The sequence below is a fragment of the Azospirillum formosense genome, assembly GCF_040500525.1.
GTDB lineage: Bacteria > Pseudomonadota > Alphaproteobacteria > Azospirillales > Azospirillaceae > Azospirillum > Azospirillum formosense_A.
Genome location: NZ_CP159402.1, coordinates 1,499,079 through 1,519,740, shown reverse-complemented (window position 1 = coordinate 1,519,740; position 20,662 = coordinate 1,499,079). Strand labels below are relative to the sequence as shown.

The following is a 20,662-nucleotide window of genomic DNA, read 5'->3' as shown; positions in this document are numbered from 1 at the left end:
CCGATGCCGAACGACATCCGAACGGGAAACCGTGCCAAGGCGCAGGGGGCGTCGCCGAAGGCCGTGTCGCCGTTGAGCGGCGGCATCGAGGCCATCGTCCGCGCCGACCACGGCGATCCCTTCGCGATCCTGGGCATGCACCAGTCCGGCAAGGACCAGCCCGTCGAGGTCCGCGCCTTCATCCCCGGCGCGGAAAAGCTCTGGGTGGTCGACAGCGCGTCGGGCGACCCGGTGGGCGAGGCCGACAAGGTCCACGACGAGGGCTTCTTCGTCGCCGTCCTGCCCGACCGCAAGGAACGCTTCCGCTACCGCCTGCGCGTCCAGTTCCCGCTGGCGACGGTGGAGTTCGAGGACGCCTACCGCTTCTGGTCCGTCCTGGGCGAGCTGGACATCCATCTGCTGGCCGAGGGCACCCATCTCAAGAGCTTCGAGCGGCTGGGCGCCCACCCGCGGGAGATCGACGGGGTGGCCGGCGTGGCCTTCGCCGTCTGGGCGCCCAACGCCCGGCGGGTCAGCGTCGTCGGCGATTTCTGCGAGTGGGACGGACGGCGCCTGCCGATGCGCAAGCGGATGGAAGCCGGCGTGTGGGAGATCTTCGTTCCCCACGCCACCGTCGGCCAGCGCTACAAGTTCGAGATCAAGGGGGCGGGCGGCGATCTGCTGCCGCTGAAGTCCGACCCCTACGCCTTCCAGGCGGAGTTCCGTCCGCAGACCGCCTCCGTCGTGCACGGGCTGCCGTCCTACGACTGGCAGGACGCCGAATGGCAGCGGACCCGCTCGGCCAGCGCCGACCTGACCGCGCCGATCTCCATCTACGAGGTCCATCTCGGCTCCTGGGCGCGGGTGCCGGAGGAGGGCGACCGCTTCCTCACCTACCGGGAGCTGGCCGACCGGCTGGTCCCCTATGTGAAGGACCTGGGCTTCACCCACATCGAACTGCTGCCCATCACCGAGCATCCCTTCGACGGCTCCTGGGGCTACCAGCCGATCGGCATGTACGCGCCGACCAGCCGCCACGGCACGCCGGAGGACTTCAAGTATTTCGTGGACGCCTGCCACGCGGCGGGGATCGGGCTGCTGCTCGACTGGGTGCCCGGCCATTTCCCGACCGACCCGCACGGGCTGGGCTGGTTCGACGGCACGCATCTCTACGAGCACGCCGATCCGCGCCAGGGCTATCACCAGGACTGGAACACGCTGATCTACAATTTCGGCCGGACGGAGGTGCAGAACTTCCTGCTCGGCAACGCGCTGTTCTGGCTGGAGCATTACCGGCTGGACGGGCTGCGGGTCGACGCCGTGGCCTCCATGCTCTACCTCGACTACAGCCGCAAGGCCGGCGAATGGGTTCCCAACCGCTTCGGCGGACGCGAGAACCTGGAATCCATCGCCTTCCTCAAGCGGATGAACGAGCTGACCTACGGCCAGAACCAGGGCATCATGACGGTGGCCGAGGAATCCACGGCCTGGCCGGCGGTGTCGCGGCCCGTCTATCTCGGGGGCTTGGGCTTCGGCTACAAGTGGAACATGGGCTGGATGCACGACACGCTGGAGTATATGGCGAAGGACCCCATCCACCGCCGCTACCACCACCACCAGCTCACCTTCGGCCTGATCTACCAGTTCTCGGAAAACTTCGTCCTGCCGCTCAGCCACGACGAGGTGGTGCACGGCAAGGGCTCGCTCATCAACAAGATGCCGGGCGATGACTGGCAGAAGTTCGCCAACCTGCGCGCCTATTACGGCTTCATGTTCGCCCATCCCGGCAAGAAGCTGCTGTTCATGGGCGGCGAGTTCGGCCAGTGGCGCGAGTGGAGCGAGGCGCGCAGCCTGGACTGGCACCTGCTGGAGGAGCCGCTGCACCAGGGGCTTCACGCGTTGGTGCGCGACCTGAACCGCATGTACCGCGGGCTGAAGCCGCTGCACCAGACCGATTGCGACCCGGCGGGCTTCGAATGGATCGAGGCCAACGACAGCGACAACTCCGTCCTCGCCTTCCTGCGCAAGAGCGGCGAGGACCCCGAGCACCATGTGGTCGTGGTCTGCAACTTCACCCCGATGCCGCGCGACGGCTATCGCGTCGGCGTCACCTTGCCGGGCCGCTACGAGGAGGTGCTGAACACCGACGCCCCCGAGTATGGCGGCAGCGGCGTCGGCAACGCCGGCGGCGTGGAGAGCGAGGAGACCGCGTGGCATGGCCGCCCGCACTCCATCAACCTGACGCTGCCGCCGCTGGGCACGCTGGTGTTGGAACGCAAGGCCGGTTAGCGGGTGCGTTTCGATCGAAGGGAGAAGGGCGGGGCGGCGTTCCGCACTTGACGCGACCGGCGTGCCGCTCCTTTATTGCAGGAGGTGGCTATCCGCTTCGGCCAGGTCACCCGCTGCGCCCGACGCAAGCCGCTTGCGGTTCCGCCCGATCTCCCGTGCCCGTGGTGAGTCTGCCCTGATGTCCATCTCAACCGCCACGCGCACCGCCGTCTGGCCCGGCAAGCCCTATCCCCTCGGGGCGAACTGGGACGGCTTCGGGGTCAACTTCGCCCTCTTTTCCGCCCACGCGGAAAAGGTCGAGCTGTGCCTGTTCGACCAGACCGGCCAGCGGGAGGTCGAACGGGTCGTCCTGCCGGAGCACACCGACGAGGTCTGGCACGGCTATCTGCCGGACGCCCGGCCCGGCCTGCTCTATGGCTACCGCGTCCACGGGCCGTACGAGCCGCTGGCGGGGCACCGCTTCAACCCGAACAAGCTGCTGCTCGACCCCTACGCCAAGGCGCTGTTCGGGCCGTTCCGCTGGTCCGACGCCCATTACGGCTACCGCGTCGGCTCGACGCGCGAGGATTTGTCCTTCGACCGCCGCGACAACGCCCGCGGCATGCCCAAATGCCGGGTGGTCGACCGCGCCTTCACCTGGGGCCACGACCGGCACCCGGCGGTTCCCTGGTCGGACACGGTCATCTACGAGACGCATGTCGGCGGCTTCACCATGCGCCACCCGGAGGTGCCGGCCCCGCTGCGCGGCACCTTCGCCGGCATGTCCACCCACGCGGTGATCGACTATCTGAAGGCGCTCGGCATCACCTCGGTGGAATTCCTGCCGGTGCAATCCTTCGCCGACGACCGGCATCTGGTCGGGCAGGGCCTGCGCAACTACTGGGGCTACAACAGCGTCGGCTTCTTCGCGCCTGAGCCGCGCTACATGACCACCGGCGTTCTGTCGGAGTTCAAGACCATGGTCGCCCGCCTGCACGAGGCGGGGATCGAGGTCATCCTCGACGTGGTCTACAACCACACGGGCGAGGGCAACCATCTCGGCCCCACCCTGTCCTTCAAGGGCATCGACAATCTCAGCTACTACCGGCTGCTGCCCGACAACCCGCGCTTCTACATCAACGACACCGGCACCGGAAACACCCTGAATCTCAGCCACCCGCGCGTCCTCCAGATGGTCATGGACAGCCTGCGCTACTGGGTGACGGAGATGCATGTCGACGGCTTCCGTTTCGACCTCGCCACCGTGCTGGCGCGGGAGCCCTATGGCTTCGACCCCGGTTCGGGCTTCCTCGACGCCGTGCGGCAGGACCCGGCGCTGGCCAACGTGAAGCTGATCGCCGAGCCGTGGGACGTCGGTCCCGGCGGCTATCAGGTCGGCAATTTCCCGCCGGGCTGGGCGGAGTGGAACGACCGCTACCGCGACACCGTGCGCCGCTACTGGCGCGGCGACGAGGGCATGCTGCCTGAACTGGCGGGGCGCATCGCCGGGTCGTCGGACCTGTTCGAGAAGCGCGGGCGGCGGCCCTGGTCGTCGGTGAACTTCGTCACGGCGCACGACGGCTTCACCCTGCACGACCTCGTCTCCTACAACGACAAGCACAATTGGGCCAACGGCGAGGACAACCGCGACGGCCATTCCGCCAACCATTCCTGGAACCACGGGGTGGAGGGCGAAACCGACGACCCGGCGATCCGCGAGGCCCGCGCCAAGCAGAAGCGCAACCTGCTCGCCACGCTGTTCCTGTCGCAGGGCACGCCGATGATGCTGGCCGGCGACGAGTTCGGCCACAGCCAGAAGGGCAACAACAACGCCTATTGCCAGGACAACGAGACGTCCTGGCTCGACTGGGCGCGGCTGAAGGGCGAGGGCGGGCCGATGCTCGCCTTCGTCAAGCGGCTGATCGCGCTTCGCAAGGCCCATCCGGTGCTGCGCCGCCCGGTGTTCCTGCACGGCCGCCGCACCTCCGCGGACGGGCTGAAGGACATCGTCTGGTACACCCCGCAGGGCGTGGAGAAGTCGGCGGAGGATTGGCGCAACGGCCACGCGCGCTGCATCATGCTGCTGCTGAACGGCCATGCCGGGAGCTACACCGGGGTGGACGGGGCGTCGCAGGACGACGGGGTGCTGCTGATCGTGCTGAACGCCCACACCGACACGGTCAACGTCACCCTGCCCGAGGTTCCCGACGCGCGCGGCTGGCGCTGCGTGCTCGACACCCGCGTGGCCGACGGGGCCGGCGACGGGCGGATGCAACTCGCCGGGCGGACGATGCCGGTGGATGGGCGGACGGCGCTGGTGTTCGTGCAGGTCGAATCGCCCGGTCGTTGATGCGGGTCAATAGGCGGTATTTTCCGCCTGTGCTAACGTCCTGGCCGGGGGTGGCCCTTCCACCTCCGGTTACCGCGGAATCGACGCATGCCCGATTACGACTATTCCCTGGTTGATGCCGCCATCATCGACACGCAGTCCAACACCCAGCGCGTCCTGCGCGAGGTTCTGGCGCGGCTGGGGATGAAGCGGGCGGAGACCTACGGCTCGGTCCGGGACGCGACGGACATGGCGGTGGCGGCCACCCCCGACCTGATCCTGCTGGACATCGATGGGGAGGAGGCGGAGGCGCTGCGCCTCATCCGCCGTCTGCGCAACGAGCCGGACACCCGCAACCCCTACGCCTGCATCGTCGCCACGACGTGGCAGCCGACACCGCTTCTGGTCATGCGCGTCACCAACGCGGGGGCCGACGATCTGCTGGTGAAGCCGGTCTCCCCCAAGCAGGTGCAGGAGCGGTTGGGCGCCCTGATCGAATCGCGCAAGAAATTTGTGGTGACCGCCGACTACACCGGACCCGACCGGCGCAAGTCGCCGCGCGAGGGCGCCCAGGTGCCGCTGCTCGACGCGCCGAACACGCTGCGGCTGAAGGCCACCAACCGCTGGGCGCACATCAACGCCCGCCAGCTGATGGCCGAGGCCAACCATTTCGTCAACGAGCAGAAGCTGCTGCGCATCAGCGTCCAGGCCGCCTTCCTCATCGAGTTCGCGGCCCCCGGCCTGGCCGCCCGCCCGCCGGAGCGCATGGCGATGGAGCATGTGGCCCGCGTCCCCGCCTTCCTCGACGACCTGCTGCGCCGCCTTGACGATCTGGGCGAACCGGGACCGGCGGAGTCCGTTGCCAAGTCCCTGAAGATGATGGCCGAGCGGCTGCGGCTCCACGCCGAATCGGGCGCCGTCGCGGCGGAGGAGCTGGAAAGCGCTCGCTCGCTCGCCCGCGACCTCATGCAGGCGGTGGACACGGCCCGCCCGCTCGACGCGATGATGGCGGAGGTCGCCGCCGCCGTGACCGGCTACCGCACCCGCCTGGAGCAGATGGCGCAGGCCAAGGCGGAGGCCGCGCGGGCCGCCCTGGCGGTGCCGGCGGCCGATGGGAATGCCCCGAAAGAGGCGGTGGAGGGATGACCCGGCGAAGGGCGCGCCGCTGACGGCGAAGCCGGGATCATCCAGGGTTGCGGCGCGTTGTCACCCTTGCCCCATCACCGCGCGCGAAAGCGTTGCGGTCAATATGAAAATTCGAATGTTCGGGGCTGGACGGAATTGGCCCGACGCGCAATGCTCGCGCGCAGGCCGTTGCGGCCAGGATGACGCCACCAAGACGCCACGACCGACAAACGCGGGGACCCCTGAATGAGCGATCTCGACCGGCTTGCCGAACGGCTTGGCATCGAGCCCTTCTACCATGACATCTGGGGCAACCGGCGCGAGACCTCCGACGCGACGAAGCGCGCTCTGTCCGCCGCCATGGGCTATCCCGCCGGCAACGGCGAGGAACTGGCGGCAAGCCTCCACGCGGTGGAGGACCGGGCGTGGCGGCGCATGCTGCCCCCCGTCCTGGTGATCGACGAGGGCGCGCCGCTCAGCCTCGCCCTGGCCGTCCCGGCCGGGCTGGAGGACGCCGAACTGACCTGGACGCTGACCGAGGAGGGTGGGCTCGCCCACCGCGCGTCGCTGCGCGTCGGCAACCTGCCGCTGGCCGAGCAGCGGGTGCTCGACGGCGTGGCCTACGAGCGGCGCACCGTCTCGACCCGCCTGCCGCCGACCTTGCCGCTCGGCTATCACCGTTTGTCGGTGGTGATCCGGCCCCAGGGCGTGGGGGGGACGCTGGAGGGCGGCACGGTGCTGATCGTCGCGCCGCAGCGCTGCCTGACGGTGGAGGACGTGGTTCCCGGCGGGCGGACCTGGGGCATCGGGCTGCAGCTCTACGCGCTGAAGAGCGGCGACGACTGGGGCATCGGCGACTTCGACGATCTCGGACGCTTCGCCGAGACGGCGGCGGGGCTCGGGGCCGGGCTGGTCGGGCTGAACCCGCTGCACGCCCTGTTCCCGGCCGACCCCAACCACATCGGCCCCTATTCGCCGAGCAGCCGGACCTTCCTCAACGTCCTCTACATCGACGTGGAGCGGGTGCCGGAGCTGGCGGACACGCCGCAGGCGCAGGCTCTGATCGCGTCGGAGGAGTTCCGGCAGCGGCTGGCCGCCGTGCGGGCGACGGAGCTGGTGGACTATCCCGCCGTCTCCGCCCTGAAGATGCCGGTGCTGGAGGCGCTGCACACGACTTTCCGCGCGCTCGGCGGGAGCGACGCGCGGCGCGAGGCGTTCGAGACGTTCCGGCGCGAGATGGGCGAGCCGCTGCGCCGCCACGCCGTGTTCGAGGCGCTGCACGAACATTTCTACCGCCGCGACCCCTCCCAGTGGATGTGGCGGAGCTGGCCGCCGGCCTTCCGGATTCCGGACAGTCCGGAGGTCCAGGCCTTTGCCGCCGAGCAGGCCGAGCGGGTGGCGTTCTTCGAATATCTGCAATGGGAGGCCGACCGCCAACTGGGCACGGCGGCGGAGCGCGGGCGGCGGGCCGGGCTGCCCATCGGCTTCTACCGCGACCTCGCCGTGGCGGCGCATCCGGGCGGCGCGGCGGCCTGGGGCGAGTCGGACATCCTGGTGCAGGGGGCCAACGTCGGCGCGCCGCCGGACCAGTTCAACATGAAGGGGCAGAACTGGGGCCTCGCCCCGCTGTCGCCGGTGGGCTTGCGCGAATCGGCCTATGGCAGCTTCATCGCCACGCTGCGCGCCAACATGCGCCACGCCGGGGCGCTGCGCATCGACCATGTGATGGCGCTGCAGCACCTGTTCTGGATTCCGGCGGACGGCAGCGACGGCGCCTATGTCGAGTACCCGTTCGAGGACTTGCTGCGGATCATCGCGCTGGAAAGCCGGCGCAACCGCTGCATCGTCATCGGCGAGGATCTCGGCACCGTGCCGGAGGGCTTCCGCCCGGCGCTGGAGCGGACGGGCATCCTCAGCTATCGCGTGCTCTATTTCGAGCGCAGCGCGGACGGCGGGTTCAAGGCGCCGCAGGAGTATCCCGCCGGGGCCATGGTCACGGTGACCACCCACGACCTTGCCACCTTCAAGGGGTTCTGGACCAACCGCGACCTCGACTGGCGGGCCCGGCTCGACCTCTATCCCGACGAGGCCGCGCGGAACAAGGACGTCTGGGACCGCGGGGTGGACCGCTGGTGGATGCTCCAGGCGCTGGAGCGGGAAGGGCTGCGCCCGGTCCGCTACCCGAACAACGAGGGCTCGCAGCCCTTCTCGCGCGAACTGATGGAGGCGGTTCACCGCTACCTCGCCCGCTCGCCGGGCCGCATCGCCATGGTGCAGATCGAGGACGCGCTGGGCGAGGAGGAGCAGCCGAACCTGCCGGGAACGGTCGACCAGCACCCGAACTGGCGCCGCCGCCTGGGCGTGCCGGTGGAGGCAATGGCCGGGGACGAGGGGCTGCGCCGGTTGGCCGAGGCGGTGCGCGGCGAGCGGTCCTGAAGCCAGCCGAACCGGAAGCCGATTGCGATCCTGCGCTATTGGCTTACACTCGGCGCCAGTCGTCGGGCAAAAGAACAGCGCGCCGCGCGCCACGCCGCACGGCCAATCAAGACGGAGGGGTAGATGAAAGGTGATCCGAAGGTTATCCGGCACCTCAACACGATTCTGACGAACGAGCTGACGGCCATCAACCAGTATTTCCTGCACGCCCGCATGTTGAAGAACTGGGGTTTGCACCGGCTGGCGGGCAAGGTCTATGAGGAATCCATCGGCGAGATGAAGCACGCCGACAAGCTGATCGAGCGCATCCTGTTCCTGGAAGGACTTCCCAACCTGCAGGACCTGCACAAGCTGAAGATCGGCGAGGACCTGCCGGAGATGTTCACCGCCGACCTCGGCATCGAGAGCCACAACCGGGGCAACCTGCTGGAGGCCATCGCCGACTGCGACGCGGTGCGCGACTATCAAAGCCGCGAGATCTTCCGGGAAATCCTGGAGGACACCGAGGAGCACATCGACTGGCTGGAAACCCAGCTCGACCTGATCCAGCGCGTGGGCCTGACCGCCTACCAGCAGGAACAGATCTACGGCGAGGATTCCTCGACCTAACAAGCGATGGGGAGCGGTCCGCCGCCTAGACGGACATCCCGGCCGACGCGCTGGCGGCATAGGCCGCCGCGTCGGCCTTGCGGTAGGCCGAGATGGCGGCGGACCAGGGTTCGATGTGCAGGCCGCTGCCCATGGCGTCCTGATGGATGCTCTGCGCGAGGAAGCCGGCGTTGGGCATGGCGCTGAGGCGCGGCGACGCGCCGGTGACCGGCCGGTTGCCGGCCTCCGCGTCGTCCAGCGCGAACGCCGAGGAGGAACCGGCGCGACCGGCGCGGTTTCCCTCCGCCTCGCCCAGTTCCGTCCGGCTTCCGCTTTTCAGCGCATCGTCGGTGGCCGAGATGTCGTCGGACCGCCGGCGCTCCTGTTCCCCCGGCACGCGCCGGATCGGCTGCACCGCGATGGCCTCGCTGGCCAGCATCTGGCGAATCTTGCTCATCCCCGACAGGGACGGCGCGCTCGACGACGATGACAGGGGCAGGATGCTGGACACGGGTGGCGGCGCGGGGTGTGGGTGGGCCAGGACCCCCATGGTATCAGCGCAAACCTTCCCGATGCCTTAAAAAATTCGGGCAGGGGAGCGGCGCCGTGGTGGCCGTCCATCCGACGGCGCCGGGAGGGCGCCGGGGATTGCGGTTCGAAGGGGTTAAGACCCCTTGCGGCCACGGACGTTGCGGCGGACGACCGATTGCGCTTCCACGATCAGATCGCCGCCGCCCAGGACACGGGTGAAGAGCGCCTTCACCGTCGCCTGCCCGTGCACCGTCAGCACGCCGCTGCGCGTGTCGTCCTCGATCTTCAGCACCGCGGTGTGGGCGCCCAGGAAGCTTCTGGAAAAGGCGTTGTCGAAGAAGCTGCGGATGTGGCCGTCGCGCTGGTCGTCGAACATGACCCGTCCACCGGCCAGCGCCGCCGCGTCCACCGCCTGCGCCAGGCGGGCCTGCACCGCGTAGCCGCGCACCGTCTCCAGGGTGTAGCCGGCGCCCACCGCCAGGGGGAGGCCGAGCGCGACGATCAAGGCCAGCGCGAGCTTGCGCCCGGACCGCCGTTCCTGCCGATGCTGGAGCGCGTAAGGGTGGTACACCATCACCATCGCCGGACCCAAAAAATGTGAAGGAGAACGCAAGACCAAATCTGCCGGATTTGCCTTAATGAGCGATTAACAGGCGCCGAATAAGTCTTTGAATGTTTAAAGGGCCGATAACGAAGGCGTGTGTTCGTTCACGCTTTCTCTCATTATTATTTTGAGTTGACCGAAGCTTTTTATCGTTATGAGGATAAAATGGTTCGAAATTCGTACTAAATCCTACGGACGGGCCAGCGTGCCGGGACCGCCTGGGACCATAAGGATTCCGCGCCGCATCGGAAGGGGAAAAAAAAGGATCGGCCATGCGGCCGGGGGATGCGCCGAAAGGATGCGGGAATAAAGCGGTCCGTCCCGGCGTCCACGATCCACCATCGTTTGAACAAGAAGTCAGGGGAGGGCATCCATGGTCCGCACCATCTTTGGGGCCGGTATCGGCGCTGCGCTATCGGCGGCGGTTCTGTTGACGGCGGCGCAGGCTCCCGCGCAGACGTCTGGCGGTTCCGCAGGCGGAGGCCCCGCGGGCATGAGCTTCTTCATAACCAGCGTCGGATCGGGGAAGGGCGCCGATCTCGGCGGCCTGGAGGGCGCGGACCGCCATTGCCAGCAATTGGCGCAGGCCGTCGGGGCGGGGAACCGCGACTGGAAGGCTTATCTCTCCACCCAGGCGGCGGATGGGCGGCCCGCGGTGAACGCCCGCGACCGCATCGGCGCCGGCCCCTGGCAGAACGCCAAGGGGCAGGTGATCGCCCGCAATGTGGAGGATCTGCACGCCACCAACGGCCTGACCAAGCAGACCGGGCTGACCGAAACCGGCGAGACGGTCAAAGGCCGCGGCGACACTCCGAACACCCACGACATCCTGACCGGCAGCCAACCGGACGGCCGGGCCTTCGACGGCGCGGAGGACCGGACCTGCGGCAACTGGACCCGCAGCGGGACGGAGGGCGCCGCCATGGTCGGCCATCACGACCGCATCGGGCTGAGCGACGACCCGCCGGCCAAATCCTGGAACAGCTCGCACCTGACGCGCGGCGGCTGCAGCCAGGACGCCCTGAAGAGCACGGGCGGGGCGGGGCTGCTCTATTGCTTCGCGGCAAACTAGCCGGAGAGGAGCGGGGGGCTTGTCCGCCCGCTCCCTTTCCGCGGGCGTCCGGGGGCGCTACAGTCCCGACATCCTGACGGTGTGTGGAGGCGGCCCGATGCGGGGCGGGGCGTGGCGTTCGGCGGTGCTGGGCTTTGCGGTGGCGGGCATGGCGCTCGCCTTTCTGGGGGTGGAGATCGGGCGGCTGGCCGTCGCCGACCCCGAGCGCTCCCTACTGGACATGGGGGCGGTCGGGCTCGGCGTGCTGGCGCTGTGGATGGCCTTCGCCCGGCTGAACCGCCATTTCCGCGATCTGGGACGGCTGCGCGAGACCCTGTCGGCGTGGCGCGGGCGCAGCGCCGCCGCCCTTGCCGCCGACGCCAAGGAGGACGAGGCCGGCGACCTCGCGCGGGCGGCGGCGGAGGCGCTTCGCCATGGCCGTCATGGCGAGAACCGGCCGGGCGAGCGGCTGGCCGGGGTGATCGCCGCGCTGGAGGAACCGGTGGTGGTGCTCGACGACTTCGGGCGGGTCGACACCCTGAACCCCGCGGCCTCGGCCCATCTCGGGCTGGCGGCGGGGGCCGACATCTATGACCACCTGTCGCGCCCCGAGCTGTTCCGCGCCATCGAGCGGGCGCGCGAGGACGGCCAGATGGTCTCCGCCCTGCTGCGCCGCGCCCAGGGGGGCGAGGTGCCGGTCCGCGTCAAGGATCTGGGGCTTCAATCGGGCATCGCCCTGGTCTTCCCGGCGAAGGCGGGGGAGGCGCAACCGCTGCTGTCCGGCGAGCGGCTGCTCCTGCGCCCCAACGCCCGCCCCGTCCATCTCGGCGACGAGGACCCGCTGCTGGCCCTGCCGATGGTCAGCCTGTGGGTCGCCACCGCCACCGGGCGGGCGGAGGAGGGGCCGGTCGTCGCGGTGGGCACGGTGCGGATGGTCGGGCCGCGCGTCTTCCGCAGCCTGTCGCTGGAGCTGTTCATCGATCCCGGCGCGCCGATCCCGGCGGAGGGCACCGCGATCCACGGCGTGACCGCGGCGATGGTGGAGGGCGCCCGTCCCTTCGCCGCCGCTTGGCCGGTGATCGCCGACGCCCTGCGCGGCTGCGCGGTGGTCGGCTGGGGAGTGGAGGCGGCGCTCGGCACGCTGGCCCGCGCCTGCCGCGACGCCGGCCTGCCGGAGCCCGAGGCGCCGCCGACGCTCGACCTCGCGCGGCTGGCCGCGGCCCTCGACCCGGCGCTGGAAGGAGCATCGCTGGAGCGGCTGGCCGCCGCCCGCGGCATCGCCACCGACCGCCGCATGGGGCCCTTCGCTCCGGCGCTGGTCGAGGCGGAACTGGCGGCGGCTCTGCTGAAGCAGCTCGACCGGCGCGGGGTCGTCACGCACGGGCAGGCGCGAGCCTTCGCCGCCGGTCAGGCCGGCGCGCTGCCGGAGTGACTCCTCACCGCCATTTCGGGCGCCGCCCGGCCTTCAGCGCCTGGACTGCCTGATCGAGCGTCTGCAGGAACTTCGACTTGTCCTGCTGGCTCATCGGCTTGTTGCCCCCGCTGACCACGCCCATGTCGCGCAGGTCCTGCATCAGCGCGCGGGTGGCGATGGCCGAGCCGATGCTGTCCTCGGTGAAGGGGCGGCCGGTCGGGCCGATCACCACGGCGCGCTTCTTGACGCAGCGGTCGGCGAGCTGGATGTCGGCGGTGACCACGATGTCGGTTTCGGTCGCGTGTTCGGCGATCCAGTTGTCGGCGGCGTCGAATTCCGACCCGACGACCACCAGTTCCGACAGGCATTCGTTGGGCAGGCGGAGCGGGCCGTTGCTGACGATCCAAACCTTGATTCCGTTGCGGCCGGCCACCCGGTAAATTTCCGACTTTACCGGACAGGCATCGGCATCCACATAGATCTCGACCACCCGGCTTCCCTCCTTCGCCGTTTCATGCCGCGTCCTTATGCGCTAAAACCCTGGGCGAGCGAAGTGGCGCCGCGGGTGGCGTCCTGGATTTTTCCTTTTTGTGCAGAAGGGTCGGAGCGGCGCATGGCGTCCTATCAATATGTCTATGTGATGAAGGGCCTGTCCAAGGTCTACCCCGGCGGCAAGAAGGTTCTGGACAACATCTGGCTGTCCTTCCTGCCCGGCGTGAAGATCGGCGTCCTCGGCGTCAACGGCGCCGGTAAGTCGACCCTGATGAAGATCATGGCCGGCCTGGACAAGGACTATTCGGGCGAGGCCTGGGCCGCGCAGGGCGCCAAGGTCGGCTATCTGTCGCAGGAGCCGCAGCTCGACCCGACGAAGACGGTGCAGGAGAACGTCCTGGAGGCCCTGGCCGAGACCAAGGGCCTGCTGGACCGCTTCAACGCCGTGTCGGAGGCGATGGGCGACCCGGACGCCGACTTCGACGCGCTGATGGCCGAGCAGGCCGAGCTTCAGGAGAAGATCGACGCCGCCGACGCCTGGGACATCGACCGCACGGTCGAGATCGCCATGGACGCGCTGCGCTGCCCGCCGGGCGATTCCGACGTGACCAAGCTGTCCGGCGGTGAGCGCCGCCGCGTCGCGCTGTGCAAGCTGCTCCTCGAGAAGCCCGACCTGCTGCTGCTCGACGAGCCGACCAACCATCTGGACGCCGAGTCCGTGGCGTGGCTGCAGAAGCACCTGGAGGACTACAAGGGCACCGTCGTCCTGGTCACCCACGACCGCTACTTCCTCGACAACGTGACCGGCTGGATCCTCGAACTCGACCGTGGGTCGGGGATTCCGTGGGAGGGCAACTACTCCTCCTGGCTGGAGCAGAAGCAGAAGCGCCTGGAGCAGGAAGGCCGCGCCGAGGAAGCCCGCCAGAAGCAGCTCGCCACCGAGCTGGAATGGATCCGGCAGTCCCCGCGCGCCCGTCAGGCCAAGAGCAAGGCCCGCATCTCCGCCTACGAGACCTTGCTGGCCGAGAGCGGCAAGGAGACGACGGGCGAGGCCCGCATCGTCATCCCGACGCCGCCGCGCCTGGGCAACGTCGTCATCGAGGCCGAGAGCATCAACAAGGGCTTCGGCGACCGCCTGCTGATCGACGGCCTGTCCTTCCGCCTGCCGCCGGGCGGCATCGTCGGCGTGATCGGCCCGAACGGCGCCGGCAAGACCACCCTGTTCCGCATGATCACCGGGCAGGACGGGCCGGACGCCGGCGCCTTCCGCGTCGGCGAGACGGTGAAGCTGGGCTATGTCGACCAGAGCCGTGATTCGCTGAACCCGAACAAGACCGTGTGGGAGGAGATCTCCGACGGGCTGGACATCATCGACCTCGGCAAGAAGTCGATGCCCAGCCGCGCCTACGTCTCGTCCTTCAACTTCCGCGGTCCGGACCAGCAGAAGAAGGTCGGCCAGCTCTCCGGCGGTGAGCGCAACCGCGTCCATCTCGCCAAGATGCTGAAGTCCGGCGCCAACGTGCTGCTGCTCGACGAACCGACCAACGATCTGGACGTCGACACGCTGCGCGCCCTGGAAGAGGCGTTGGAGAACTTCGCCGGCTGCGCCGTGGTCATCAGCCACGACCGCTGGTTCCTCGATCGCCTCGCCACCCACATCCTGGCCTTCGAGGGCGACAGCCATGTGGAGTGGTTCGAGGGCAACTTCGAAGCCTACGAGGCCGACAAGAAGCGCCGTCTGGGCGAGGACGCGGTGAACCCGCACCGCATCAAGTACAAGCCGCTGGTCCGTTCCTGAGCGGCTTCGGCGAACCCCCTCTCCCGCTTCGGGGGAGGGGGCCTCTTCCGGTTACCCTTCCAGCTTCTGATGCTCCAGGAAGGCGGTCTTCAAGAGCTGCTTGAGATCGTCGCCGTACTGGTGGAAGCGCACGGACACCTGTCCCTTTCCCACGCCCTTGTGGACCACCACCATCCGCGCGCTGGCGGTGACGTCGTCCCGCCCGGCCATGGACAGGCGGCCGTCGATCGTCTCGCCCTCCTCGAACAGATCGTCCGGCGCGTAGAGGCAGATTCCGCCGATCGACCAGTTGCGGGAGGAGTGGGCGCCGCGGTCGGTCTGGACGACCAGACAGGGCTGTGCGTAGCGCTTCTGCGCCCGCCGTTCCTCCGGCTCCGGCGGCGGCGCGGTGTCCACCGTCACCGTGATCCCCGTGCCGTCGAGCTTCGCCCCGCCCAGCTTGGCGGAGCGCAGCACCGCGCCCTCCATCCGGGCGTCGCGCAAATCGGCGCCGGTCAGGTTGGCGCCGTCGAAATTGGCCGGCCAGGGCCGGTCGCCGGACAGCCGGGCGGGACGGGCGTCGGCGCGGGCGAGGACGGCGCGGGAGAGACCGGCGCGGCGCAGGTTGGTGCCGTTCAGGCAGGCTTCCGTCAGGTCGGCCCCGATCATCTCGGTGTAGGAGAGGTCGGCCATCTCCAGGCTGGCCTTGCGCAGCCGCACGCCCATCAGGCGGCAGCGGCGCAGCCGCGCGGCGGCGAGAACGCGGCCGGTCAGGTCGGCCCCGATCACCGACACGAGGTCGAGATCGAGATGGCGGCCCTCCGCCCCCTGGCTGTTCACCCACCGCTCGTGTTCGGCGACGGCCTCCAGGAAGGCGCCCGACGGCATTGGCTTGTAGGCCGGCTTGACGATGGCGTTCTCGGGAAGGGAGGCGGGCAGGTAGTTGCGGTCGAGCGTCGCCTCGTCGATGGTCGTGCCGTCGAAGGTCACGCCGTCCAGTGTGGCGCCCCAGAAATCGGCGCCGACCAGGACGGCCGCGGTCATGTCGGCGCCCGTCAGGTCGGCGTCGTTCAGGTCGGCGCCGCTGAGGTCGCAGCCCGTGAAGTTCGCGCCGGCCAGGATGGAGCGCTCCATCTTGGCCTCGGTCAGGCGGGTGACGCCGTCGCTGCGCGGCTTGTCGCCCGTTCCGCTCATCAGCGACCCGGCGCGGAAGTCGGCGCCGCGCAGGTTGGCGTCGGTCAGGATGGCCCGGTGCAGGTTGGCGCCGCGCAGATCGGCCCCGATCAGGGTCGAGGCGGTCAGGTTCGCCCCCTCCATGTCGGCACCGAACAGGTCGGCCTGCGAGAGATCGGCCCGGACGAGGCGGGCGCCGACCAGATTGGCTCCGGCCAGCTTCGCCCCGTTCAGGTTCACCCGGTCGAGGTTGAGGCCCGACAGGTCACGGAAGCTAAGGTCGGCCCGCCGCCCGCCGCGGCGTGTCAGCCACGTCTGGTGGGCGAGGATGATCGCCTTGATCTGGTCGATCTCGTTCGGAGTCCGGTCGGCCATCGGATGGGGCGCCCGCTGCTGCAACACAAGAGAGGCTTCGGGCGCGACCATACCTCTTCCGACGGTGTTCGTCACGGAATCGCCGTTTGCCCCCCCATGAAAACGCGGCCATGAAAAAGGGCCGCCCGAAGGCGGCCCGTGCGAAGATCCTGTCATTCCCGGCGCGAAGGATCAGCCGGCGCTTCCCACCTTCTGGCGGAGCGCCTGGAGCAGCCCTTCGACCCGCCCGCCGTTCTGACCGATGACCGAGGCGAACTCCTGCCGCTGGGTCACGCCCATGCTGACCCCCTCGACCACCACGTCGATGATCTTGTAGGCGGTGTCGCGCTTGCGCACGCGCCAGTCCACGTTCACCGGCGGGCCGTTGGGGCGGACGATCTGGGTGCTGACCATGGTGTCGGCCTCGCCTTCGACGCGGGACCCGGTGATCCGGAAGGTCTCGCCCGAATATTCGACGAAGCGATCGGCGTAGGTGTTGACGATCAGCCGCTCGAACAGCTTCTGGTATTCGTCGTGCTGCTGCGGCGTGGCGGAATTCCAGTAGCGGCCCAGGACCCAGCGACCGATGTAGGCCACGTCGAAGCCCTGGTAGAGCAGGGCGCGGAAGCGCTGCACCGCCTGTTCGCGCGACAGGCTCTTGTTCGAGAAGGTGGCGACGGCCTCGTTCCCCAGCGATTGGATGAACGCGGTCGCGCCCGGATCGGCCGATTGCGCGGCGGCGGGACGGGCGGCCCAGCTGCTCACCGCGAGCAGGGCCGCGCACACGAGAAACAGGCGACGTGTCAGCATGGCAAGGCAAAAGTGGCTGCCGCGGGGCCATTGTCAACACTCAATCGGCAAAGGATCGAGCGCGGACGGTCGCACCGCGGCAGGCCTCCTCCTTATTTCTTGGCGGGTTCGTCGAAATCGGGGAATTCCGGCGTCGCCGGCGCGATGTCGTTGGCGATCGCGGCGCGGCGCTGCTGCGCGTAGAGGCTGCGGGCCGTCGCGTAGAAATCCAGCGAGTTCTTGCGAAGGTCGTCGATCTCGCGCAGGAGCTGCGAGCGCCGGTCCAGACCCGCGGCCGCGGTCCGCCCGTACATCGCGTTGTCCGCCCCGGCGGCGTTGGTGCCGATGCGGAACGGGTCGGCCAGCGTGTCGACGCCGTAGCCCAGCGTGTCGCGGACGTTCGACGGCCCGAGGAAGGGCAGGACCACATAGGGGCCGGGGCCGACGCCCCAGACGCCCAGCGTCTGGCCGAAATCCTCCGGACGGTCGCCGATCCCGGCCTCCGTCGCCACGTCGGCGAGGCCGCCGAGGCCGAGGATGGTGTTGGTCATGAAGCGGCCGGTGGCGACTTGGGCGCCCTCGAAATCGCCCTGCAGCAGGTTGTTGGCGATGTAGAGCGGGCCGAGCAGGTTCTGGATGAAGTTGTGAACCGCCTGGCGCAGCGGGTCGGGGACGACGCCCACATACACCTCCGTCGCCGGGCGGATCAGCAGGATGTCCGCGGTCTCGTTGACGGCGAAGACGAATCGGTTGGGAATCTCCAGCGGATCGCTGACCGTGGCGTCGGCTTCGTTGCTGCCGGGCGCGGTCGCGCAGCCCGCCATGCCGAGGGCGACGACGGCCACGGCGGCCGAGCGAAGAAGGGAGCGGGAGAGGTTGGCCAGCTTCATCGGCGACGGCTCTTTCTGGGGACACGACTTTTGGGCGGGGCATCCGATTCCGCGGCCCCATCGCGCCACGTCCGAGGGGTGAGACCCTGCGTCGGGGCGGCAACGGAGGCTGCCGGACAGGACATCGCCCGGAAAATCCGCGCGATCCCTTTGTTCCGTGCCTAACACAGGCGCCGCCTTTTGACCAGCGTGCCACGCGAGGTCACCGTACGGATACCGCCCTATGTGGTAGGATTGCCGCGCCCTTCGCGCCGCGTCCGGGCGGCGCGTCGGCCGGAACTCCCCGATTGGAAGGGGGAGTCCGGTGAAAACGTGTTTACGCTGCATAAAGATATCTTTATATCTGTATCCCGCATGGCGGGCCGTGGTGGTCCGCCGGTCCTTCGGGGCGTTTCGGGGCGGTGCCGGCGGTCATGGACGAACTGCTTGCGACATTGAAGGCGGCGGCGGAGACCACGCGGCTCCGGCTGCTGGCGCTGTGCGCGCATGGCGAGCTGACGGTGACGGAACTGACCCAGATTCTGGGCCAGAGTCAGCCGCGGGTGTCGCGCCATCTGAAGCTGCTGTGCGACGCCGGGCTTCTGGACCGCTTCCGCGAGGGCACCTTCGCCTTTTACCGGCTGACGGAGCGCGGCGCCTCGGCGGAACTGGCGCGGGTCCTGGTGGACGCGATTCCGTCCGACGACCCGACCCTGACGCTGGACCTGGAGCGGCTGGAGGCGATCAAGCGCGCCCGCTCCGAAGCGGCGGCCAGCTATTTCCGCGAGAACGCCGCCCGCTGGCATGAGATCCGCTCCCTCCACGTTCCGGAACGCGAGGTGGAGGAGGCGCTGCTGCGCCTGATCCCCGCCGACGGAATCGGCGATCTCCTGGACATCGGCACCGGCACGGGCCGCATGCTGGAGGTGCTGGGCCCGCGGGCCCGGCGCGCCGTGGGGGTGGACCAGTCGCGCGAGATGCTGTCCATCGCCCGCACCAAGCTGGAGGACACGGCGCTCCGCCACTGCCACGTCCGGCAGGCGGACATGTACCAGCTTCCGTTCCCGTCCGGGTCCTTCGACGCGGCGGTCGTCCACCAAGTGCTGCATTTCGCGGAGGCGCCGGCCGATCTGCTGGCCGAGGCGGCGCGGGTGCTGCGGCCCGGCGGCCTGCTGCTGGTGGTCGATTTCGCTCCCCACGGCCTGGAATCCCTGCGCGCGGAGCACGCGCACCGCCGCCTGGGTTTCTCCGACGCCGAGGTCGCCGCCTGGTGCCGCCACTGCGGCCTGGACTGCGGAGCCGTGGTGCATCTGCCGGGCGAACCGCTTACCGTATCCATCTGGCCGGCGGTGCGCGCCGCGAAGGGCGCATCCCCGGCCGACCCCTCCATCCTCTCCATCAGCGGAGCCCAGTCATGACGTCCGGCACCCCGTCGGTCAGCTTCGAATTCTTCCCGCCCAAGACGGAGAAGATGGAACAGAGCCTGTGGCAGGCGATCCAGCGCCTGGCCCCGCTCGGCCCGTCCTTCGTCTCGGTGACCTACGGGGCCGGCGGCTCGACGCGCGAGCGCACGCACAACACGGTGACGCGCATCCAGAAGGAGACGGGCATCCCCGCTGCCGCCCACTTCACCTGCGTGGGCGCGACGCGGGAGGAGATCGACGCCATCGCCCGCACCTATTGGGACGCCGGCATCCGCCACCTCGTGGCCCTGCGCGGCGATCCGCCGGAAACCGAGGGCGGGGTCGGCGGACGCTACGTTCCGCACCCCGGCGGCTACGCCTACGCCGCCGATCTGGTGGCGGGGATGAAGAAGGTCGCCGACTTCGAGATCTCCGTCGCCGCCTATCCGGAATCCCATCCGGAGGCGCCGAGCGCGCAGTTCGACCTGGACAACCTGAAGCGCAAGGTGGACGCCGGGGCGACGCGGGCGATCACCCAATTCTTCTTCGACAACGACGCCTATTTCCGCTTCCTCGACCGCTGCGCCGCCGCCGGCATCGCCGTGCCGATCGTGCCCGGCATCCTGCCGATCACCAACTTCGCCCGCGCGGTGGAGTTCGCCGGCAAGTGCGGAGCGGCGATGCCCAAGCGCTTCGCCGAGACCTTCGAGGGGCTGGACGCCGATCCGGAGACCCGGCAGCTCGTCGCCGCGACCATGGCGGCGGAGCAGTGCCAGGCGCTCCAGGCCCAGGGCATCAAGGACTTCCATTTCTACACGCTCAACCGCTCGGAGCTGACGGTGGCCATCTGCCGGATGCTGGGGGTGAAGGCGAAGCAGCCGGCGGTGTCCTGACCGCCCCCCTGTGCTAGGGTGTTGCGGATGATCGCGGTCGCGGAGGAAGGGCCATGGACAGCCGGATCGGTTACGACGACGACTTCTACGCCTGGACCCAGGAACAGGCCCGCCTTCTCCGCGAAGCCGCCCGCGAACGCCTGAACACGCCCATCGACTGGGAGCATGTGGCGGAGGAGATCGAGGGCATGGGGTGTTCGGATGCCAAGGCGCTCGGCAGCGCTTTGAAGCGGGTGATCGAGCATCTTCTGAAGCTCGAACATTCGCCGGCCTCCGACCCTCGGCTGGGATGGCGGGAGTCGGTGGTCAATCACCGCATCGCCGCCTGGGACGAGATCGACGCCAGCCCCAGCCTGCGCAGGAAAATCGACCTTGGGCGCGCCCACCGGGACGCCCGCCGTCTGGCCGTCCTTGGTCTCGCCCGGGATGGAGTGTCCGAAGACGCCGTCCCACAGGATTGCCCCTACACGCTGGAACAGGTGCTTGATCACGACTGGTGGCCCGCGAACCGCCATGGCCTTGAGTGAACCGCTGACGACCTTCTGACGCTTTCCGCCCGACCTTCTTTCCGAAACGGACCAGACCCT

The 20,662-nt window shown here is 69.1% G+C and carries 17 protein-coding genes; 11 read left to right on the top strand and 6 right to left on the bottom strand.

Annotated elements, in window-relative coordinates; genetic code table 11:
- Window positions 1-3: 3 nt before the first annotated feature.
- From glgB to bfr, 5 genes are all read left to right on the top strand, one after another.
- The gene (gene glgB / locus ABVN73_RS07255; RefSeq protein ID WP_353857422.1) at window positions 4-2,268 is read left to right on the top strand and encodes a 1,4-alpha-glucan branching protein GlgB; all 2,265 of its coding nucleotides are present in this window, start codon (window positions 4-6) and stop codon (window positions 2,266-2,268) included.
- Between the two features lie 178 nt (window positions 2,269-2,446).
- Complete coding sequence (gene glgX / locus ABVN73_RS07250; protein ID WP_353857421.1) at window positions 2,447-4,597, top strand: glycogen debranching protein GlgX; 2,151 nt, start codon at window positions 2,447-2,449, stop codon at window positions 4,595-4,597.
- A gap of 87 nt (window positions 4,598-4,684) precedes the next feature.
- On the top strand, window positions 4,685-5,722 hold the full coding sequence (locus tag ABVN73_RS07245) for a response regulator (protein WP_353857420.1): 1,038 nt from the start codon (window positions 4,685-4,687) through the stop codon (window positions 5,720-5,722).
- 225 nt (window positions 5,723-5,947) lie between these two features.
- Window positions 5,948-8,137: a 4-alpha-glucanotransferase gene (gene malQ, locus ABVN73_RS07240; RefSeq protein ID WP_353857419.1), complete on the top strand. Its 2,190-nt coding sequence runs from the start codon at window positions 5,948-5,950 to the stop codon at window positions 8,135-8,137.
- Window positions 8,138-8,260: 123 nt separating this feature from the next.
- Window positions 8,261-8,746: a bacterioferritin gene (bfr, locus tag ABVN73_RS07235; protein WP_353857418.1), complete on the top strand. Its 486-nt coding sequence runs from the start codon at window positions 8,261-8,263 to the stop codon at window positions 8,744-8,746.
- 25 nt (window positions 8,747-8,771) lie between these two features.
- Here bfr and ABVN73_RS07230 read toward each other — a convergent pair whose 3' ends face one another.
- Window positions 8,772-9,182, bottom strand: a complete 411-nt coding sequence (locus ABVN73_RS07230; protein ID WP_353857417.1) for a hypothetical protein — start codon at window positions 9,180-9,182, stop codon at window positions 8,772-8,774.
- A gap of 207 nt (window positions 9,183-9,389) precedes the next feature.
- Window positions 9,390-9,830 (bottom strand): hypothetical protein, encoded by a 441-nt coding sequence (locus ABVN73_RS07225; RefSeq protein ID WP_353857416.1) that lies wholly within the window; start codon window positions 9,828-9,830, stop codon window positions 9,390-9,392.
- A 523-nt stretch (window positions 9,831-10,353) separates the two neighbouring features.
- Here ABVN73_RS07225 and ABVN73_RS07220 point away from each other — a divergent pair.
- Window positions 10,354-10,932 carry a hypothetical protein gene (locus tag ABVN73_RS07220; protein WP_353857415.1) on the top strand — a complete coding sequence of 193 codons (579 nt, stop codon included), beginning with the start codon at window positions 10,354-10,356 and terminating at the stop codon, window positions 10,930-10,932.
- Window positions 10,933-10,951: 19 nt separating this feature from the next.
- The gene (locus tag ABVN73_RS07215; protein ID WP_353857414.1) at window positions 10,952-12,343 is read left to right on the top strand and encodes an exonuclease domain-containing protein; all 1,392 of its coding nucleotides are present in this window, start codon (window positions 10,952-10,954) and stop codon (window positions 12,341-12,343) included.
- A 4-nt stretch (window positions 12,344-12,347) separates the two neighbouring features.
- On the opposite strand, the gene ABVN73_RS07210 is transcribed toward ABVN73_RS07215, so the two are convergent.
- Complete coding sequence (locus tag ABVN73_RS07210) at window positions 12,348-12,815, bottom strand: YaiI/YqxD family protein (protein ID WP_353857413.1); 468 nt, start codon at window positions 12,813-12,815, stop codon at window positions 12,348-12,350.
- Window positions 12,816-12,938: 123 nt separating this feature from the next.
- On the opposite strand from ABVN73_RS07210, the gene ettA reads away from it, so the two are divergent.
- On the top strand, window positions 12,939-14,615 hold the full coding sequence (gene ettA, locus ABVN73_RS07205) for an energy-dependent translational throttle protein EttA (RefSeq protein WP_353857412.1): 1,677 nt from the start codon (window positions 12,939-12,941) through the stop codon (window positions 14,613-14,615).
- Window positions 14,616-14,666: 51 nt separating this feature from the next.
- On the opposite strand, the gene ABVN73_RS07200 is transcribed toward ettA, so the two are convergent.
- From ABVN73_RS07200 to ABVN73_RS07190, 3 genes are all read right to left on the bottom strand, one after another.
- Complete coding sequence (locus tag ABVN73_RS07200; RefSeq protein ID WP_353857411.1) at window positions 14,667-16,142, bottom strand: pentapeptide repeat-containing protein; 1,476 nt, start codon at window positions 16,140-16,142, stop codon at window positions 14,667-14,669.
- A gap of 171 nt (window positions 16,143-16,313) precedes the next feature.
- Complete coding sequence (locus ABVN73_RS07195) at window positions 16,314-16,931, bottom strand: ABC transporter substrate-binding protein (RefSeq protein WP_353857410.1); 618 nt, start codon at window positions 16,929-16,931, stop codon at window positions 16,314-16,316.
- A 92-nt stretch (window positions 16,932-17,023) separates the two neighbouring features.
- Entirely contained in the window at window positions 17,024-17,800 is a 777-nt protein-coding gene (locus tag ABVN73_RS07190) for a VacJ family lipoprotein (protein WP_353857409.1), read from the bottom strand.
- 413 nt (window positions 17,801-18,213) lie between these two features.
- Here ABVN73_RS07190 and ABVN73_RS07185 point away from each other — a divergent pair, with 413 nt between their 5' ends.
- The 3 genes from ABVN73_RS07185 to ABVN73_RS07175 are packed head-to-tail and all read left to right on the top strand — an operon-like array spanning window position 18,214 to window position 20,602.
- Entirely contained in the window at window positions 18,214-19,197 is a 984-nt protein-coding gene (locus ABVN73_RS07185; RefSeq protein ID WP_353857408.1) for a metalloregulator ArsR/SmtB family transcription factor, read from the top strand.
- A complete protein-coding gene (gene metF / locus ABVN73_RS07180; protein ID WP_353857407.1) occupies window positions 19,194-20,075 on the top strand; it encodes a methylenetetrahydrofolate reductase [NAD(P)H] in 882 nt (293 codons plus the stop codon). The genes ABVN73_RS07185 and metF overlap by 4 nt, the downstream gene beginning before the upstream one ends.
- Before the next feature lie 53 nt (window positions 20,076-20,128).
- Window positions 20,129-20,602, top strand: coding sequence for a DUF29 domain-containing protein (locus tag ABVN73_RS07175; protein WP_353857406.1), 474 nt, complete (start codon window positions 20,129-20,131; stop codon window positions 20,600-20,602).
- Window positions 20,603-20,662: the final 60 nt, after the last annotated feature.

Bases quoted from the DNA above. Each gene is read 5' to 3' on its own strand.
- ABVN73_RS07200 (WP_353857411.1), bottom strand. From the start codon at position 16,142: ATGGCCGACCGGACTCCGAACGAGATCGACCAGATCAAGGCGATCATC.
- ABVN73_RS07220 (WP_353857415.1), top strand. From the start codon at position 10,354: ATGAGCTTCTTCATAACCAGCGTCGGATCGGGGAAGGGCGCCGATCTC.
- ettA (WP_353857412.1), top strand. From the start codon at position 12,939: ATGGCGTCCTATCAATATGTCTATGTGATGAAGGGCCTGTCCAAGGTC.
- ABVN73_RS07195 (WP_353857410.1), bottom strand. From the start codon at position 16,931: ATGCTGACACGTCGCCTGTTTCTCGTGTGCGCGGCCCTGCTCGCGGTG.
- ABVN73_RS07225 (WP_353857416.1), bottom strand. From the start codon at position 9,830: ATGGTGTACCACCCTTACGCGCTCCAGCATCGGCAGGAACGGCGGTCC.
- bfr (WP_353857418.1), top strand. From the start codon at position 8,261: ATGAAAGGTGATCCGAAGGTTATCCGGCACCTCAACACGATTCTGACG.
- ABVN73_RS07245 (WP_353857420.1), top strand. From the start codon at position 4,685: ATGCCCGATTACGACTATTCCCTGGTTGATGCCGCCATCATCGACACG.
- glgB (WP_353857422.1), top strand. From the start codon at position 4: ATGCCGAACGACATCCGAACGGGAAACCGTGCCAAGGCGCAGGGGGCG.
- metF (WP_353857407.1), top strand. From the start codon at position 19,194: ATGACGTCCGGCACCCCGTCGGTCAGCTTCGAATTCTTCCCGCCCAAG.
- ABVN73_RS07185 (WP_353857408.1), top strand. From the start codon at position 18,214: ATGGACGAACTGCTTGCGACATTGAAGGCGGCGGCGGAGACCACGCGG.
- ABVN73_RS07190 (WP_353857409.1), bottom strand. From the start codon at position 17,800: ATGAAGCTGGCCAACCTCTCCCGCTCCCTTCTTCGCTCGGCCGCCGTG.
- glgX (WP_353857421.1), top strand. From the start codon at position 2,447: ATGTCCATCTCAACCGCCACGCGCACCGCCGTCTGGCCCGGCAAGCCC.
- malQ (WP_353857419.1), top strand. From the start codon at position 5,948: ATGAGCGATCTCGACCGGCTTGCCGAACGGCTTGGCATCGAGCCCTTC.
- ABVN73_RS07175 (WP_353857406.1), top strand. From the start codon at position 20,129: ATGGACAGCCGGATCGGTTACGACGACGACTTCTACGCCTGGACCCAG.
- ABVN73_RS07230 (WP_353857417.1), bottom strand. From the start codon at position 9,182: ATGAGCAAGATTCGCCAGATGCTGGCCAGCGAGGCCATCGCGGTGCAG.